Genomic DNA, 16,130 nt, shown 5'->3' on the forward strand with positions numbered 1-16,130 from the left:
CTGGAGCAGATATACTACAGAATTGTTAAAGGTCGCGGATGCTTTGAGGCTGACAAGATAATATTTTTAATCTCTAATTCCATTTGATTTGCGTTCTCTCATATCGCTTTTAGTCTAAACTCCAGTTAATAGTAGCTGGTCAATTAGAAATTGTGAATCCGTTTAAATCAAGGTAGAGAGGTTATATGAGTTGCGATCGCCTTTACAATAATATGAATATTCGCTCTGGCGATCGCCTGGTTTAACCCTATCACCATAAGTGCGACCGCGCGTAGTAAAGTATTAAATGCGATCGCCTCTACCGGAACTATGAATATTATCGGGGCGATCGCCTGTTTTAACTCTATCACCAAAAGTGCGACGCCGAATAGCCCGTCGTAGACATCGCATGAAGCGAGAGTATGAATATATAGCTTTTTTGCTGCTGTTAATGTTGCTGTCTCATTCGTCGCGGTAAACGTCTTTACGATGCCCTACTCTTACAACACTGACCACTAATAATATCGTGTCCGGTTAAAGACTTATCATTAAGACCGCAGGGGGCAGGGAGCAGGGAGCAGGGGGAAAGAGGGTTTTCCGATTTTTGCACAGATGTGGTAACTGTAACTAATTAGCCGGACATGATATAACACATCATCAAAAATATCGTAGAGAATTCGGTAATTGCCGACTCGAATTCGATAACCATTGTCCGAATCTTCTAGCTTAATAACCCCGTTAGGACGGGGATTATCGGCTAGCTCATCGATTTTTATTTGTATCCTTGTCTGTACTTTTATAGGTAATTTTTTAAGTTGTTTAGATGCAGCATTAGAAAATTCAATTTTATACTTATTCACTGGCTAATTCTCGTTTAACTTGCTCCCAGGAAATAGGACCATTTTTCTTAATATCTTCCCGTCCTTCATGTAAGGCTTTAATATCCTCTTGGTCTTCTGCTTTGCGAATGTCTAAAAGTTCTATGACATCTTCTAAAGTGTCTTCATAAGCTTGTTCTAATCGCTCATAAATAGCTTTGATTAAAGCTTGTTTTCTGGTTGTAGTTTCCATTTTTACCTCTATTAATTAGCAGAAATTGCTTTATATATACCGTTAGAAGTGCGACGCCTATAGCGAGTCTTCTTCCAAGGGGAGACGATGCCGCGCAACGAGCGTCATAGCCCGCACTTCTCTACCAGACCCTGCGCGTAGCAAGATCCACGAAGTGGTACGACAGAGCTACATGACCATCGTAGACATCGCCTGTTTTAACCCTATCATCAAAAGTGCGACGCCGAATAGCCGCTATTATCATGCAAGTTAAATCTCGATGATATAATATGTCCGGTAATAAATTCTTAATGTGTAAGTAAGTAGGCACAATTAAACCAAACTGTGTAAATTTATGTAAAGCGCCAGAAACGCTTTGAATATCAGCTTTTAAGCGATTTACATTTCTTAATCTAGTTATATTTTTTAGCGCCCACCTACTTAGTTTGCTTCTTTGCATGAGTGCCAAGTGTTTCCATAGCCTAGGCTTTGCACTCAAAACCTCCGAGATACTTTCCTTGAGTAACAAGGTGTAATATTTCAACCTCTACAAGCGGGTTTCTTTCAATCGAAAGCCGTTAGAATTTCTTGTTGGTCTCCTTCTGATTCTTTCACCATCTGCCTCGTCGTCTACACCTTCTTCAATTGATTGGTGTTGGTGTTGTTACTGGTGGATTCTTTACTTGGTCCACAACAGCTACCGCCACAATGGGATATACCACGCTAAATGCTAGTTTCACGCCTTGGCTATTTGCATCATCAATAACCTTTTGAGTAACTTTTTCTGTGGTTTCTTCAACAAACTTTACGGGCAGATTTGTTAATTGCAATACTGCCTTATTTAGCAGCGCCTTTTTTTAGAACTGATGCAGCTTGAAGCTGCAAAAGCTTTAATCCCAAAATATACGGTTACAAGATTGATTCTTTCCATACCAGAAGCTGCAATTGATCTTCATAGGCCAGATTACTGCCAATAGCTACGATATATTTTGCAAATCGGACAGGATGCTTAACATACAATAATAGTGCTATACCTTTGTAGTTGAAAATTTTAATAAACCACAAAGGCTTAAAAATCACAAAGCCGATTGCAACACAACCGTATTTGATGGATAAATCTATTGTTTCAACAAAACGGCTCGGTAGCCAGTTAATCCACTGGTTGCTTGAAGAAGATCGACGAGAGAAAGAAGGGCCTTACCGCAAGGAAGAACCACATCGCCAGCATTCTTGGTGGCAGGTGATGTGCTTAACTGGTGTAGATTATTTCTCAACCCTTGGCTATCAACCTGGGATTGCAGCACTGGCGGCTGGCGCTCTTTCTCCTGTAGCTACCCTGATTCTAGTTTTGCTGACGCTCTTTGGAGCATTGCCAATTTATCGGCGCATTGCTGCCGAAAGCCCTCATGGTGAAGGGTCGATCGCAATGTTAGAGCGTTTGCTCCCTTGGTGGCAAGGCAAATTACTTGTGCTATGCTTACTCGGCTTTGTGGCAACTGACTTTATTATTACCATTACCTTGTCAGCTGCTGATGCCACAGCCCATATTATCGAAAATCCGCTTATCCCACATTGGCTTCACAATCAGACGATCGCTATCACCCTGATATTAGTTGTATTACTAGGCGCAGTTTTCTTGAGAGGTTTCCGAGAAGCGATTGGGATTGCAGTCTTTTTGGTGGGAGTTTATCTGCTGTTAAACTTCATTATCGTTAGCGTCGGTTTCTATCAGATTTTAACTCACCCAGAAGCGATCGCTAACTGGCAGACTGCACTTTTTGCCCGCGATTCCAACCCTTTAATATTACTTGGCATAGCTCTCTTTATATTCCCCAAGCTAGCGCTGGGATTATCAGGCTTTGAGACTGGTGTAACCGTTATGCCCCTGGTAAAAGGTAGCAACAACAACACTCCGCACCATCCCAAAGGGCGGATTCGGAATACACGCAAGCTGCTTACTAGTGCTGCTCTAATTATGAGCTTCTTTTTACTTACCACCAGCTTTATAACCACTTTACTGATTCCAGCCGCAGAATTTGCATCTGGGGGGAAAGCCAATGGACGGGCCCTTGCTTACCTGGCACATCTACATTTAGGCGATGCCTTTGGCACAATTTACGATTTAAGTACTATTTCCATTTTGTGGTTTGCAGGTGCATCTGCAATGGCAGGGTTGCTGAATATTGTGCCTCGCTACTTACCACGCTATGGCATGGCACCCAATTGGGCACGAGCAACGCGACCTTTAGTGTTAGTCTACACAGCGATCGCCTTTGTTGTCACAATTATCTTCAGAGCAAATGTGGAAGCCCAAGGTGGGGCTTATGCAACTGGTGTGCTTGTGTTAATTACCTCAGCCGCCTTTGCCGTAACCTTATCAGCCCACCGTCACAGACAGAAGCGGGCAAGACTCGTTTTTGCCATTATCACACTGTTATTTTTATATACCACTATTGTCAATATCATCGAAAGACCAGAAGGCATTAGGATCGCTGGTTTTTTCATCGGTACGATCATTTTTACCTCGCTGGTTTCTCGTGTTTGGCGTTCAACAGAACTGCGAGCAGAGCGGATCGAAGTTGACGAACTTGCTGGCCAATTCCTTGCCGAAGAGAGCCAGGGAGCAATACGGCTAATTGCTAATCGCTTGAATACGGGTGATGTCCTAGAGTATTTTTTAAAAGAGAAAGAAGTGCGCGAGGACAACCATATTCCACTTGACGATCCAATTCTTTTTCTAGAGATTCAGGTATTAGATGCTTCGGAGTTTGCGGATATCATCAATGTAAAAGGGGTGCAAGTTGGTGATTATCGCATCTTACGGGCTGAGAGTGCAGCAGTACCTAATGCGATCGCGGCTTTACTGCTTTATATTCGTGACCAAACAGGTAAGATTCCCCATGCCTACTTCGGCTGGGCTGAGGGCAACCCCATACAATACTTACTGCGTTTTATCTTGTTTGGGGAAGGTGATATTGCTGTAGTCACCCGTGAAGTACTCCGTCGGGCTGAAAAGAATCCCCATAAGCGTCCTGGCGTTCATGTCGGCGGGTGAGGAAGAAAGGGGAGGCAGGGGAAGAAAAAATTTATAGCGATCTCTCATTATTTAAATGGGTACTGGGTAGGGACACGCCAATGCCCATTGGTGTCTACTTTTGCCTTGGCTCAGGGAATTCGCGGCACTCTCGCTCTCGTCCACCTCCGTGGACTAATACAAAATCTTTGATTGCTTAACCCACGGAGGCAGGTTTTGTCTCGTGTAGACAAGCCAGTGCGTTGGGCGGCGAGCCACTCTTGTTGCAACTGGCGTGCGGTTTATAACCGCCCTTTTAACGTTAAGTTGACACGCATGGCCAATGCCGTGTCCCTACGAGTATCTGTGTTATCTGGATTCGGCTAGAGTGAAGTTGTGTGTAATATTCCCTCGATTGCAGCATTTATATAATGATTTTTTGTGTCGATCTACTTACAATAATTAAAATGCACAACGTCTTGCAACGTTGTGAAGGATCTGGGATGTAAGCCCAATGCTATCCCAACAAGGAATTCAAAATGTACCCAAAATAATGTATATCTAAATTTGACGTGTATTGCTAAAATCGCCTACGCAGCATGTCAAAGCAGCTATGCACACACTTGGCAACACAACTCCATCATCGGACTACATCTTAGCACTGGACTTAGGTACAACAGGCAACCGTGCCTTTGTGTTTAACGCAGACAGCAAGATTGTTGGGCAAGCATACAAAGAACTAACTCAGTATTATCCTCAGCCCGGATGGTTAGAACATGACCCTCAACAAATCTGGCAGGATACATGTTGGGTGATGCAAACCGCAATTGGCAATGCCCAGATTGCTCCATCCGCGATCGCAGCCTTGGGACTAACTGTGCAACGCGAAACCTGTTTGATTTGGGATAAAACTACTGGTAAACCACTCCATAGAGCGATCGTCTGGCAAGATCGCCGCACTGCTCCCCTTTGTCACCAGTTACAAGACCAAGGTTATGCTAATGAAATTTACGATCGCACCGGATTAATCATTGATGCCTACTTTTCTGCTACTAAGCTTAGGTGGCTATTAGACAAGTTTACAGATGTTGACCTGAACAATGTCTTAGCAGGCACTATTGATACCTGGGTGCTGTGGAACCTCACAGGTGGCATCCATGCTACTGACCACACCAACGCCAGTCGGACAATGTTAATGAATCTCAAAACATGTGACTGGGATGAGAAATTACTTGAACTATTTCAGATTCCAGCGCATATTTTGCCCCAGATTCAGCCGAGTTTAGGAGTATTTGGAGTTACTGATGCTACTTTGTTGGGCGCTGAAATTCCGATCACTGCCATCTTGGGGGATCAGCAAGCTGCTCTATTTGGTCATGGCTGCGATCGCCCCGGTTTAATGAAATGTACTTACGGGACTGGTAGCTTTTTAGTTGCTCATACAGGCGATCAAATTGTGCGCTCGCACCATCAACTTATTTCCACGGTGGCATGGACACAAGCAAATCTAAGGGGAACTTTAGATGTAGGCTATGCCTTAGAAGGTAGTATGTTCACTAGTGGAGCTTGTATTCAATGGTTACGCGATCGCTTGAAGCTGATTAAAACTGCTGCTGAAAGTGAAGCAATGGCAAATCAGGTAACAGATAATGGCGGAGTCTACTTTGTGCCTGCATTTAGTGGACTGGGCGCACCCTACTGGGATATGAGCGCGAGGGGAGCCTTTTTCGGCATTACCGCCAGTGTACAACCAGAGCATCTAGTTCGCGCCGTGTTGGAAGCGATCGCTTATCAAGTTCTGGAGGTGGTGCAAGCAATTAATGCATCTAGCAGTACTCCAGTTGGGCGACTAACCGTAGATGGTGGTGCTTGCGAGAATAATTTTCTGATGCAGTTCCAGGCTGATGTATTAGGTATTCCAGTTGAACGGCCGATAATGCGCGATACGACCGTTCAGGGTGCAGCATTTGCAGCAGGTTTAGCTGTAGGATTTTGGGAGAGCTATGAAGCGCTGGTGCAGCAACGGCAAATTGAACGTGTGTTTGAGCCGGGGAGCGATGCCCCATTGTCCAACTTTGCTACTTGGCAAAAGGCAGTGAAACGCACTCTCGCTTGGGAATAACTGATAGCTGCCTTAAAATACCACTGACATCTAAGGATGCTGAACGCATGATTACTAAACCTAAGATTTTCATTGATGGGGAATCGGGAACCACAGGCTTACAAATTTACTCACGCCTCAATCAACGGGATGATATCGAGTTAGTTAGCATTGAGGCATCTAAACGTAGAGATGCAACTGAGCGAGCTAAACTAATCAATGCCGTCGATGTTGTCATTCTCTGCCTACCTGATGACGCAGCCCGCGAAGCTGTTAGCTTAGTAAGTAGTACTACGGTTAAAATCCTTGATGCCAGTAGTGCCCATCGCACAGCTAATAACTGGGTATATGGCTTTCCTGAACTAAATCCAGGACAGCGAGAGAAAATCGCCAGCGCTCAGTTTGTCAGCAATCCAGGATGTTATCCCACAGGATTTTTAGCCTGTATCCGTCCGTTGATTGCCAAGGGACTTTTAAAGAGTAATTTTCCCATCACCGTTAATGCAGTGTCAGGTTACTCTGGTGGCGGAAAGAATCTCATAAAACAATACCATACCTTCCACGAACAGGAGGCTGGCTCAGAGTCGCTTTATCCTTACGGTATCTACGGTTTGCAGTTTGGACATAAGCACGTCAAGGAAATGCATTATTACTCAGAGTTAGCATCGCCGCCGCTATTCGTACCGGCAGTAGGGGATTTTGAGCAAGGGATGCTGGTTCAAGTGGCTTTGCCGTTGGGGACTTTGGATAATCCACCATCAGGTGAGGTTATTCATCAAACAATTGTTAACTACTACCAAAGTGAAAAATTTGTGCAGGTTGCTCCATACCAAGATTTTACTCTGCTGCGAGACGGAATATTTTTGGATGCGATTGCAATGAACGGCACCAATATTGTTCAGGTTTTTGTATTCGCCAATGACACTACCAAAGAAGCATTGCTAGTTGCTCGTCTCGACAACTTGGGCAAAGGCGCATCGGGAGCCGCAATCCAAAACCTAAACATCATGCTAGGCTTTCCAGAAGAATTGGGATTGTTATGAAAGAGTGTTGGAAAATAGGGAAAAAGCAATAGGACTTTTACTCCATGTTTAATGACTAAGCAATTTTTCCTTCTCTCTCTTCTCTCTCTGTGTCGCGCCAGTTGCTTCTCCCAAGGGGAGACGCTGCGCGAACAAGTCTCTTAACCGCAAGGGCGCACTGGCAACTCTATTGCCTCTGTGGTAGCCTGCGGCAAGCCGATGCAGCGTCTACGTAAAAAAAAACGACTTTGACAAAGTAGTGCTAGCCTTAACCCAAGCGTATTGAAATATAAATAAAAAAACGAACCGCAGAGGCGCAGAGGAAGCAGAGAGAAGAGAAAAAATGCTTAACCCAAGCGTATTGTATTCTGCCCAATATTTAGTAAACTATATAACTGATAAGCCTTGAAGGCTTCCTGACCAGGCGGAAGCGTTGATGAAAGCAGGCACAATTGATTAAAAAAAAGTTATGGCGCTCATAGTTCAGAAATACGGTGGTACATCTGTCGGTTCAGTCGAACGTATTCAAGCTGTTGCACAACGCGTTTACAAAACTGTTAAAGCTGGAAACTCGCTTGTCGTAGTGGTTTCGGCAATGGGCAAAACTACCGATGGACTCGTCAAACTCGCTAATGAAATTTCTTCAAATCCTAACCGCCGGGAAATGGATATGCTGCTTTCCACTGGAGAACAAGTCACCATCGCCTTACTTAGTATGGCTTTGCAGGAACTCGGACAACCCGCAATTTCTATGACTGGCGCTCAGGTAGGAATTGTTACCGAAGCCGAACACAGCCGCGCTCGGATTTTGCACATTGAAACTACTCGCCTAACTCGCCACATAAATGCAGGTAAAGTAGTTGTAGTAGCAGGCTTTCAAGGCACATCCAACGCCGGAGAAATGGAAATTACAACTTTGGGGCGTGGTGGTTCTGACACTTCGGCGGTGGCGATCGCAGCCGCATTACGAGCCAATTTTTGTGAAATTTATACAGACGTTCCAGGGATTTTAACTACAGACCCCCGCTTAGTTGCCGAAGCCCAGTTGATGGATGACATCACCTGCGATGAAATGTTGGAATTAGCTAGCTTAGGGGCAAAAGTGCTGCATCCCCGCGCTGTGGAAATTGCTCGGAACTATGGTGTTCCCCTAGTAGTTAGGTCTAGCTGGACGGATGCCCCCGGTACTTGGGTAACATCAGCCAAACCCCAAGGGCGATCGCTAATCAATCTAGAAATTGCCCGTCCGGTGGATGCTGTAGAATTTGACACCAATCAAGCAAAGGTGGCTTTGTTGCGCGTACCCGATAAACCAGGCGTAGCAGCACGGTTATTTGGCGAAATTTCTCGGCAAAAAGTAGACGTAGATTTGATTATTCAGTCAGTTCATGAAGGTAACAGTAATGACATTGCCTTTACGGTCACCACACCAATATTAAAACGGGCAGAAGCAGTAGCAGCAGCGATCGCCCCAGCACTGAGGAGTCAATCTAACCCCAAATCTGACGAAGCCGAGGTAATGGTAGAACATAACATTGCCAAAGTCAGTATCGCAGGCGCAGGAATGATTGGGCGTCCTGGTGTAGCTGCAAAGATGTTCGCCACCTTGGCAGAAGCAGGCGTGAACATCCAGATGATTTCCACCAGCGAAGTGAAAGTAAGTTGCGTAGTCAATGCAACCGAATGCGATCGCGCCGTCAACGCACTCCGCAGCGCCTTTGAAATAGAGGCAGGGGAGCAGGGAGCAGGGGGAGCAGGGGAAGCAGAGGAGGCAGGGGGAGCAGGGGAAGCAGGGGAAAATAAATTAATTTTTTTATCCTCCCCACTCCCCACTCCCCACTCCCCACTCCCCACTTCTCCCGTTCGTGGTGTCGCTCTCGATTTGAACCAAGCGCGTCTTGCTATTCGCCAATTGCCAGATCGGCCGGGGATGGCGGCGAAGTTGTTTGGATTATTAGCGCAACATAATATCAGCGTTGATATGATTATCCAATCTCAGCGCTGTCGGGTGATTGATGGTGTTCCCAGACGAGATATTGCCTTTACAGTGTCGCGGATAGACGGAGAAAGTGCAAAAAAAATGCTTACCCAAGTAGCAGCAGAATTAGGATGGGGTGAAGTTGTTTTAGATAGTGCGATCGCGAAAGTAAGTATTGTAGGTGCAGGTATGGTAGGACAACCCGGTGTAGCTGCTAAAATGTTTCGAGCGTTAGCCGAACACCAAATTAATATTCAAATGATTGCCACCTCAGAAATTAAAATTAGCTGTGTTGTGGCACAAGAGCAAGGTGTTAAAGCTTTGCAAGTCATTCATGCTGCTTTTGGACTGGCTGGTAGTGAGAAATTTGTCGTACCAGCGTAAAACCTGGCTCTAATTCCTTCTATGCACAGGAGAGAATAACTATTTTCTCCTTGCATTATTGATACATCGGCTGACAATGCGATTGTTTCGACTAACAATGCGATTGTTTCGACTAACAATGCGATTGTTTCGACTAACAATGCGATTGTTTTGGCTGACAATGCGATTGTTTCGGCTGACAATGCGATTGTTTTGGCTGACAATGCGATATACTGTCTATTTTTGGGATGCCATTGTTCCATCATGGCTACTATAGCGCTTCTGGGTTGAGTGCAATACAGACCTAACCCCCAGCCCCTTCCCTACTAGCGTTGGGGAATAAAATTCAAAGCCTCTCTCCTTTTAGGAGAGAGGAATGGAAGTGAGGTCAAAGTGTATTGCTTCCATTCGAGAACCGCTATATTTCCAAAATCTGGCTTTCACCACAACAAACTAAATTAAGTTTTTTGAGCGGCTTTTGGGTGATACCACCCTCTTCCTCTGCGATGCGATGATATTCTTTAAAATAAATAAATCTTTATATCTAAAGTTCAACAGTAATAACACGTAAGCTATAATCAAACAATTTATAATACTATATTTATATTAACTAGTTCCGTGGGTTTAAGTCCCCCGGTTCAATAAAAAAGCAAGTTTTGTGTTGGCGTTAAATCGCCATTACAAAACTTAATTACGAATTACGAATTACGAATTACGAATTATTTAATGAATAGTCATTTACTAAATGGACATTATCGAATACTAAAAATTCTTAATGATGGTGAAAAGGGGAAAACGTATCTAGCTGAAGATGTTAATTTTCCTGGCAGCCAATTTCTAGTAAAGCAGTTACGTCCTGCTAGTAGCAATCCTGAAAATTTAACAATCTTACGCCGCTTGGTTGCGAGTCTTGCAGCAACTTTAGAAAAACTAGGACAGAAACACGAGAAAATTCAAAAGCTAATTGCTTATTTTGAAGAGAATGAAGAATTCTATATAGTCCAAGAATTCATACCCGGCAATTCTTTAACTAATGAAATTATCCCCGGGCAACCTCTGAGGGAAGACCAAGTAATTAGTCTTTTATCAGAGATATTAGAAATTTTGGTGATTGTACATAGCGATGGCGTGATTCATCGGGATATTAAACCAGCAAATATTATTCGCCGTGAATCAGACAAAAAGTTAGTTTTGGTTAACTTTGGCGCTTTTAATGGAGCCATAACTAATACCGTTAACAATCTGGAATATATGCCGATAGAACAAGTTAACGGCAATCTCAAATACAACAGCGATATATATGCTTTAGGTATCGTTGCGATCGCAGCGCTTCTAGGTTTATCTGGAAACGAAATATCTAACTTGCGAACTCAGAAAAATCGGCTGACAGATGAAATCGTTTGGTATAACAAAAACCTAAAAATTAACAGAAAATTAGCAATAATTATTAATAAGATGGTGCGTTTTGACTATCGTAAACGCTATCAATATGCTACCGAAGTTTTAGACGACCTGAAAAAGATAACAAATGTTGATCACAATCAGCAAAAACACCATCATAAACAATTATTACTAGTTCTGACGGGGGTAGCTGGCTGTATCATACTTGGCGTTGGAGCATGGCAATTGAGGTCGCTAAAACCTGTAAGTGATGCTCAACAGACATTATACCAAGAGGGAGTCAATAAATATGAGGCAGGAAACTATGAAGGTGCAGTTGAAGATTTCAATCAGGCTATTGAATTAGATCCAAAAAATGCTCTGGCTTATAATAGGCGAGGCGATGCTTATTATCGATTAGGAGACTACGAGCAAGCACAAGCAGATTCTAGCCAAGCTATTTTGCTCAACCCTCAAGATGCTAATGCCTATTTTGACCGAGGATTTGCTTTGTCTGAATTAGGCAAGTACAAAGAAGCGATTGCAGACTATACCCAAGCGATTAAGTTAAATTCTAAAGATGCTTATGCTTACTATGGCCGGGGGTTAGCCCGTACTCAACTGAAGGATAATAAAGGAGCAATTGGAGATTTTAACAAAGCGATCGCTCTCAAGCCTCAGTATACCGAAGCTTACTTGCAACGAGGAATTCTTCGCCGTCGCCTCAGACAAAGACTTGAAGCAATCCAAGATTTTGATACAGTAATTAAGATTAATCCTAGTGATGCTAAAGCTTATTATCAAAGGGGTTTAACTCAATCTATTAATAAACAAAAATATGCAGCGCTGAAAGATTACACGGACGCAATTAACATCAATCCCAAATACATAGAAGCCTATCTTAATCGTGGTGATATTTACAGCGATCTGGGAGATAACCTCGAAGCTACTGAAGATTACAACACTATTTTACAGATTGATCCTAAATTTAGTGCAGCTTACATCCACAGAGGTATTCATCGCTTTTCATTCGGAGATTATAAAGGCGCCATTGAAGATTATACCGAAGCACTAAAACTAAATCCTAATGATGTAGCAGCTTATAACAACCGTGGTAACGCCTATCTCGAACTGGGAAATAAAAAAGCTGCAAATCAAGATTATTCACGAGCGATCGCAATTAATCCTAACAATGCCTTAGCCTACTACAACCGGGGCGTGATTCGCACCAAGCAGAAAAATAAACAGGGAGCGATCGCGGATTTCAAAAAAGCTGCCAAACTATTCCAACAGCAAGGTGAAAAAGATAGTTATCAAGATGCACAAAGGGAAATTGCAATTCTACAAAATAAGTCAGTACCAGCGAAAGCTACCCGCCCTAAATCTGGGAAAAGAGAAAAAAATTGAGCTAGGGGATCTTCCGGGGTAAAATATCACTAATATCAAGTACGTCGGATTACTTGTAATAAAATCTATCAATTTAGGTTGGGTTGAACGGGAGTGAAACCCAACATGAACAAGGATAAAATGTTGGGTTTCGTTCCTCAAACGCCACTTGCTTCAAGTCGGGAAACCGCAAGGGCGCAGTGGCTCCCCAACCTACAAATATTATAAGTGTTTAACCGAACCTGATATAACACCAAGCGGATTGCAATATGTCTATTCACCGTCAGAAACCGTAAGCTTTGACATTTTCTCGTGAATTAAAGGGTTTAAGACCCCTACATCTACATGTAGCGCGGAGTCGGAGCCACTCCGCCTCCGATCAGTTTCATTTGGAGTTTAAATCCCTGTCTGATATCATGTCCGCATAAATAGTTATGCTAACCACGATCATTACACCCCACCCCCAACCCCTAAGAGCCTGCGGGGAGGGGAGACAAAGCACAGCTTTGGCGGGGTGGGGTTCTTCGGGTTTAATAAGTAATCAAGCGGACATGATATAAAATGTCTAAAATGTTTGAATACTTCGACGCCGCTCAGTACAAGTTTTGAATTTTGAATTGTTATGTGTCCTTGTAGTCAAATAAATTATTGCTCAACATGAGTCATAGTATTTTCTTACGACTCAATTAGGATGGCTATATGCTAACTCTCCTCACTTTTCATCCAGACAACCTGGAATTATTTACCAGCAATCATGTCGATACGGTACTGAAACAAATCGATAGTTCTCACAATATTTGGTTGCGCTGTATTTACTTCCGCGATCGCACGGGAACGGCCAAAATTATTAAGCACTTTGGCCTTAATCCATCTCGTGTTAATATGATTTTCAACCATTCGCCTGTAGGAGTTGATGAAGACGTAGAAGATTGTTTATTTGACAGCTATGAAATCCTAACTCCTCAAATAAAAAATCATGAGTTTGAGGTTGCTCGTGGCAATATTGTGCTAGGAAATAATTTTATTATCACCTTTGAAATCACTGAATTAAAAGTTTTAAGTATTCTAGCGAATAATCTGCAAAAACGAACTACAGAGATTGAAAGGGTAGGAATTAGCTATGTTTTTTATCTCATTTTTCAAGAGGTTTTGAATAATTACCATACTGTATTTGACTATATTTCTATAAAACTTGATGATTTAGAAGATGAAGTTTTAGATAATTCTGGTGATGAATTAACATATCAAAAAATTGCCACGATGAGGCAATCGACTCGTTCAGGACGCCGTAATTTTCAAAGCATCAAGTCACTTATGGCTATTATGGATCACGAAGATTTCCAATGGATCGCCCAACCAGTGAAGGAACTATTCAATCAAGAATTAGTTCATCACGTTGATAAACTTTGGCAAGAATATCAAGCGTTGAGAGCCTGGATGTCAGAATTAATGGAAATTCAACGCGATAATATTGCTAGCAAAACCGGTGAACGAATTAATCGTTTGACTATCCTCTCGACTATATTTTTACCAATTACTTTTATGTCTGGTTTCTATGGCATGAACTTTAAATATATGCCGGAATTAGAGCAACCTTGGGCTTATCCTGCTGTGATCTGCGTTATGGCATTAATTGTGATTGGTAGTATTGCTTATGCTAAAAAACAACGTTGGTTGTAACGTCTTTCAGGTTACAGACTATTGGTGGAATCGTAAAATTTACCTCTCGTTTGGCATTGCTATATGCTTTCTATAAGTAGACTGAATCAACCCTAAATCGGTAAATAAACGTGAATCTCCCATTAATTATTCGTGCTGAAGAACACAACGAGAAAACAGCGATTCTCGTTCCGTTCGCGAGGCGTCTGCCTCAGCAGAGAGGCTGCGCCAACGCTACAACGGATGGAGCATTTACCTATCGAGATTTGCTGCACACTTCCAGTCAAATAGCAACAGGTCTTCTTAAGAATGCAGAAGATTTACAGGAGCAGCGAGTTGCCTTTCTCATCCCGCCTGGGTTTGAGTATGTAGCCACTCAATGGGGAATTTGGCGTGCTGGTGGTATAGCTGTACCTCTGTGTATTTCCCACCCGCGACCAGAATTAGAGTATGTAATTACCAATTCTAGAGCATCGATTATTATTGCTCATCCTAATTTTGAGGGTATATTGCGATCGCTCGCCCAAGCACACAATTTGCGATTTATCCTCACCTCAGAAACGCTCCCATCTAATATTGTTCCGCTCCCAGAGGTAGATATCACAAGACGCGCCTTAATTCTCTACACTAGCGGTACAACAGGTAAACCCAAGGGTGTAGTTACAACCCATCAAAATATTCAAGCGCAAGTGACTAGCTTAATTACCGCTTGGGAATGGACATCGGATGATTCTCCTGCAAAGACGTTGCGCGATCGCATTTTGCACATACTACCACTACATCATATTCATGGGATTATTAACGTACTAACTTGTGCTTTATGGGCTGGCGCGGAGTGCCAGATGTTGAGCAAGTTTGATGCCGAAACCGTTTGGAACCGAATTTGTGACGGTAACTTAACCCTATTTATGGCAGTACCAACAATTTATGTAAAACTAATTGCTGCTTGGGAAGCTGCCTCTAAGGAACGCCAAAAAAGTATGTCAGAAGGCTGTGCGAAAATGCGCCTGATGGTTTCTGGCTCCGCAGCGTTACCAGTTCAAGTTTTAGAAAAGTGGCAGAGCATTAGCGGGCATTTTCTGCTTGAGCGCTATGGGATGACTGAAATTGGGATGGCGTTATCGAACCCTTTACACAGTGAACGGTTGTCTGGATATGTGGGTAAGCCTCTGCCTGAAGTTGAAGTGAGATTAGTAGATGAGAACGGAGAGTTAGTTCCAGCAGGAACACCAGGAGAAATCCAAGTTAAAGGGCCTGGAGTGTTTATAGAATATTGGCAAAACCCCCAAGCAACCGCCAAAGCTTTCCAAGATGGCTGGTTCCGTACTGGAGATACCGCCGTAGTTGAGAATGGTAACTACCGAATTCTGGGACGGATGAGTGTGGATATTATCAAAACCGGAGGGTATAAAGTTTCAGCTTTGGAAATTGAAGAAGTATTGCGATCGCATCCAGATATTCAGGAATGTGCAGTGGTTGGGGTTGCCGATCTAGAGTGGGGTGAACGGGTGTGTGCGGCGTTAGTATTGCAAGGGTCACAACCTTTAACGTTAGAAGCTTTCAGGAGTTGGGCAAAAGAGCGATTGGCAGTCTATAAAGTGCCAACCCAAATTTTGATAGTTGAAGAATTACCACGCAACGCTATGGGGAAAGTGACTAAGCCGACAGTGGTTGAGTTATTTTGCTGATAGCGATCGTAAATATTAGAACTTACGCAATAAGTAAACTTAACCCCTAGCGAATAGAATTCGCGGCTACACAAACAAAGTCCACCTCCGTGGACTAATGCCTCGTTCCCAGTCTCCGACTGGGAATGCCTATTTTGAGGCTCCGCCTCTCTGACTCGCGGCAGCAGCCCAATGAGCAGCATTTCCAGCCAGAGGCTAGAAACGAGGTTCTAAAGGGGTTTATTTATGTTTGCGTTATTTTATTAACCTGCTAGCGATACCTTTGGTAAGCTTTCCTTCGGAACGCTGCGCGATCGCTAACGCAGGTGCTTGGTCAAATTGGTTGATAGGAGCGGGTTTCATGTCGCGGTAGTCCAGCAGTTGGACTAAGATCAGGTAGGCGATCGCTAAAATGACAGAAATCGCACCTGTCAATAGCTATAGAATTTTGGGCGTTGCTGAATCAAGGGATGATTCTTGTAGGGTGGGCGTCTCGCCCGCCCTGAAATACAAGGGACGGGCAAGATGCCCA

At 43.4% G+C, this 16,130-nt stretch carries 13 protein-coding genes; 7 read left to right on the top strand and 6 right to left on the bottom strand.

The window, feature by feature from the left end; genetic code table 11:
* Positions 1 to 167 precede the first annotated feature (167 nt).
* The 4 genes from LC653_RS24085 to LC653_RS24100 all read right to left on the bottom strand — a co-directional run bounded on the left by LC653_RS24085 (position 168) and on the right by LC653_RS24100 (position 1,859).
* The gene (locus tag LC653_RS24085; RefSeq protein ID WP_229497252.1) at positions 168 to 353 is read right to left on the bottom strand and encodes a hypothetical protein; all 186 of its coding nucleotides are present in this window, start codon (positions 351 to 353) and stop codon (positions 168 to 170) included.
* Between the two features lie 174 nt (positions 354 to 527).
* Complete coding sequence (locus LC653_RS24090) at positions 528 to 839, bottom strand: type II toxin-antitoxin system RelE family toxin (RefSeq protein WP_229497253.1); 312 nt, start codon at positions 837 to 839, stop codon at positions 528 to 530.
* On the bottom strand, positions 832 to 1,050 hold the full coding sequence (locus LC653_RS24095) for a hypothetical protein (RefSeq protein ID WP_229497254.1): 219 nt from the start codon (positions 1,048 to 1,050) through the stop codon (positions 832 to 834). Before LC653_RS24095 ends, LC653_RS24090 begins: the two co-directional genes overlap by 8 nt.
* Positions 1,051 to 1,670: 620 nt before the next feature.
* The gene (locus tag LC653_RS24100; RefSeq protein WP_229497255.1) at positions 1,671 to 1,859 is read right to left on the bottom strand and encodes a hypothetical protein; all 189 of its coding nucleotides are present in this window, start codon (positions 1,857 to 1,859) and stop codon (positions 1,671 to 1,673) included.
* A 278-nt stretch (positions 1,860 to 2,137) separates the two neighbouring features.
* Between LC653_RS24100 and LC653_RS24105 the strand changes: the two genes are divergently transcribed.
* The 4 genes from LC653_RS24105 to LC653_RS24120 all read left to right on the top strand — a co-directional run bounded on the left by LC653_RS24105 (position 2,138) and on the right by LC653_RS24120 (position 9,527).
* The gene (locus LC653_RS24105; protein WP_229497256.1) at positions 2,138 to 4,084 is read left to right on the top strand and encodes an APC family permease; all 1,947 of its coding nucleotides are present in this window, start codon (positions 2,138 to 2,140) and stop codon (positions 4,082 to 4,084) included.
* 571 nt (positions 4,085 to 4,655) lie between these two features.
* Positions 4,656 to 6,164: a glycerol kinase GlpK gene (gene glpK, locus LC653_RS24110; RefSeq protein WP_229497257.1), complete on the top strand. Its 1,509-nt coding sequence runs from the start codon at positions 4,656 to 4,658 to the stop codon at positions 6,162 to 6,164.
* 50 nt (positions 6,165 to 6,214) lie between these two features.
* Positions 6,215 to 7,186, top strand: a complete 972-nt coding sequence (argC, locus tag LC653_RS24115; protein WP_229497300.1) for an N-acetyl-gamma-glutamyl-phosphate reductase — start codon at positions 6,215 to 6,217, stop codon at positions 7,184 to 7,186.
* A gap of 448 nt (positions 7,187 to 7,634) precedes the next feature.
* Positions 7,635 to 9,527, top strand: coding sequence for an aspartate kinase (locus LC653_RS24120; protein ID WP_229497258.1), 1,893 nt, complete (start codon positions 7,635 to 7,637; stop codon positions 9,525 to 9,527).
* Here LC653_RS24120 and LC653_RS24125 read toward each other — a convergent pair.
* Complete coding sequence (locus LC653_RS24125) at positions 9,476 to 9,772, bottom strand: hypothetical protein (RefSeq protein WP_229497259.1); 297 nt, start codon at positions 9,770 to 9,772, stop codon at positions 9,476 to 9,478. The genes LC653_RS24120 and LC653_RS24125 overlap by 52 nt on opposite strands.
* A gap of 460 nt (positions 9,773 to 10,232) precedes the next feature.
* On the opposite strand from LC653_RS24125, the gene LC653_RS24130 reads away from it, so the two are divergent.
* From LC653_RS24130 to LC653_RS24140, 3 genes are all read left to right on the top strand, one after another.
* On the top strand, positions 10,233 to 12,293 hold the full coding sequence (locus LC653_RS24130) for a serine/threonine-protein kinase (protein WP_229497260.1): 2,061 nt from the start codon (positions 10,233 to 10,235) through the stop codon (positions 12,291 to 12,293).
* Positions 12,294 to 12,971: 678 nt separating this feature from the next.
* Positions 12,972 to 13,952, top strand: a complete 981-nt coding sequence (locus LC653_RS24135) for a magnesium transporter CorA family protein (protein WP_229497261.1) — start codon at positions 12,972 to 12,974, stop codon at positions 13,950 to 13,952.
* Between the two features lie 110 nt (positions 13,953 to 14,062).
* The gene (locus LC653_RS24140) at positions 14,063 to 15,619 is read left to right on the top strand and encodes an acyl-CoA synthetase (RefSeq protein ID WP_229497262.1); all 1,557 of its coding nucleotides are present in this window, start codon (positions 14,063 to 14,065) and stop codon (positions 15,617 to 15,619) included.
* 234 nt (positions 15,620 to 15,853) lie between these two features.
* Here LC653_RS24140 and LC653_RS24145 read toward each other — a convergent pair whose 3' ends face one another.
* A complete protein-coding gene (locus tag LC653_RS24145) occupies positions 15,854 to 16,033 on the bottom strand; it encodes a hypothetical protein (RefSeq protein WP_229497263.1) in 180 nt (59 codons plus the stop codon).
* Between the last annotated feature and the right edge of the window lie 97 nt (positions 16,034 to 16,130).

This window comes from Nostoc mirabile CHAB5784 (assembly GCF_020829645.1).
GTDB lineage: Bacteria > Cyanobacteriota > Cyanobacteriia > Cyanobacteriales > Nostocaceae > Nostoc > Nostoc mirabile.

What these genes read in the sequence shown, in the direction of transcription:
- LC653_RS24125 (WP_229497259.1), bottom strand. Translation starts at nt 9,772, where the DNA reads ATGATGGAACAATGGCATCCCAAAAATAGACAGTATATCGCATTGTCA.
- LC653_RS24130 (WP_229497260.1), top strand. Translation starts at nt 10,233, where the DNA reads ATGAATAGTCATTTACTAAATGGACATTATCGAATACTAAAAATTCTT.
- LC653_RS24135 (WP_229497261.1), top strand. Translation starts at nt 12,972, where the DNA reads ATGCTAACTCTCCTCACTTTTCATCCAGACAACCTGGAATTATTTACC.
- LC653_RS24095 (WP_229497254.1), bottom strand. Translation starts at nt 1,050, where the DNA reads ATGGAAACTACAACCAGAAAACAAGCTTTAATCAAAGCTATTTATGAG.
- LC653_RS24105 (WP_229497256.1), top strand. Translation starts at nt 2,138, where the DNA reads ATGGATAAATCTATTGTTTCAACAAAACGGCTCGGTAGCCAGTTAATC.
- glpK (WP_229497257.1), top strand. Translation starts at nt 4,656, where the DNA reads ATGCACACACTTGGCAACACAACTCCATCATCGGACTACATCTTAGCA.
- LC653_RS24120 (WP_229497258.1), top strand. Translation starts at nt 7,635, where the DNA reads ATGGCGCTCATAGTTCAGAAATACGGTGGTACATCTGTCGGTTCAGTC.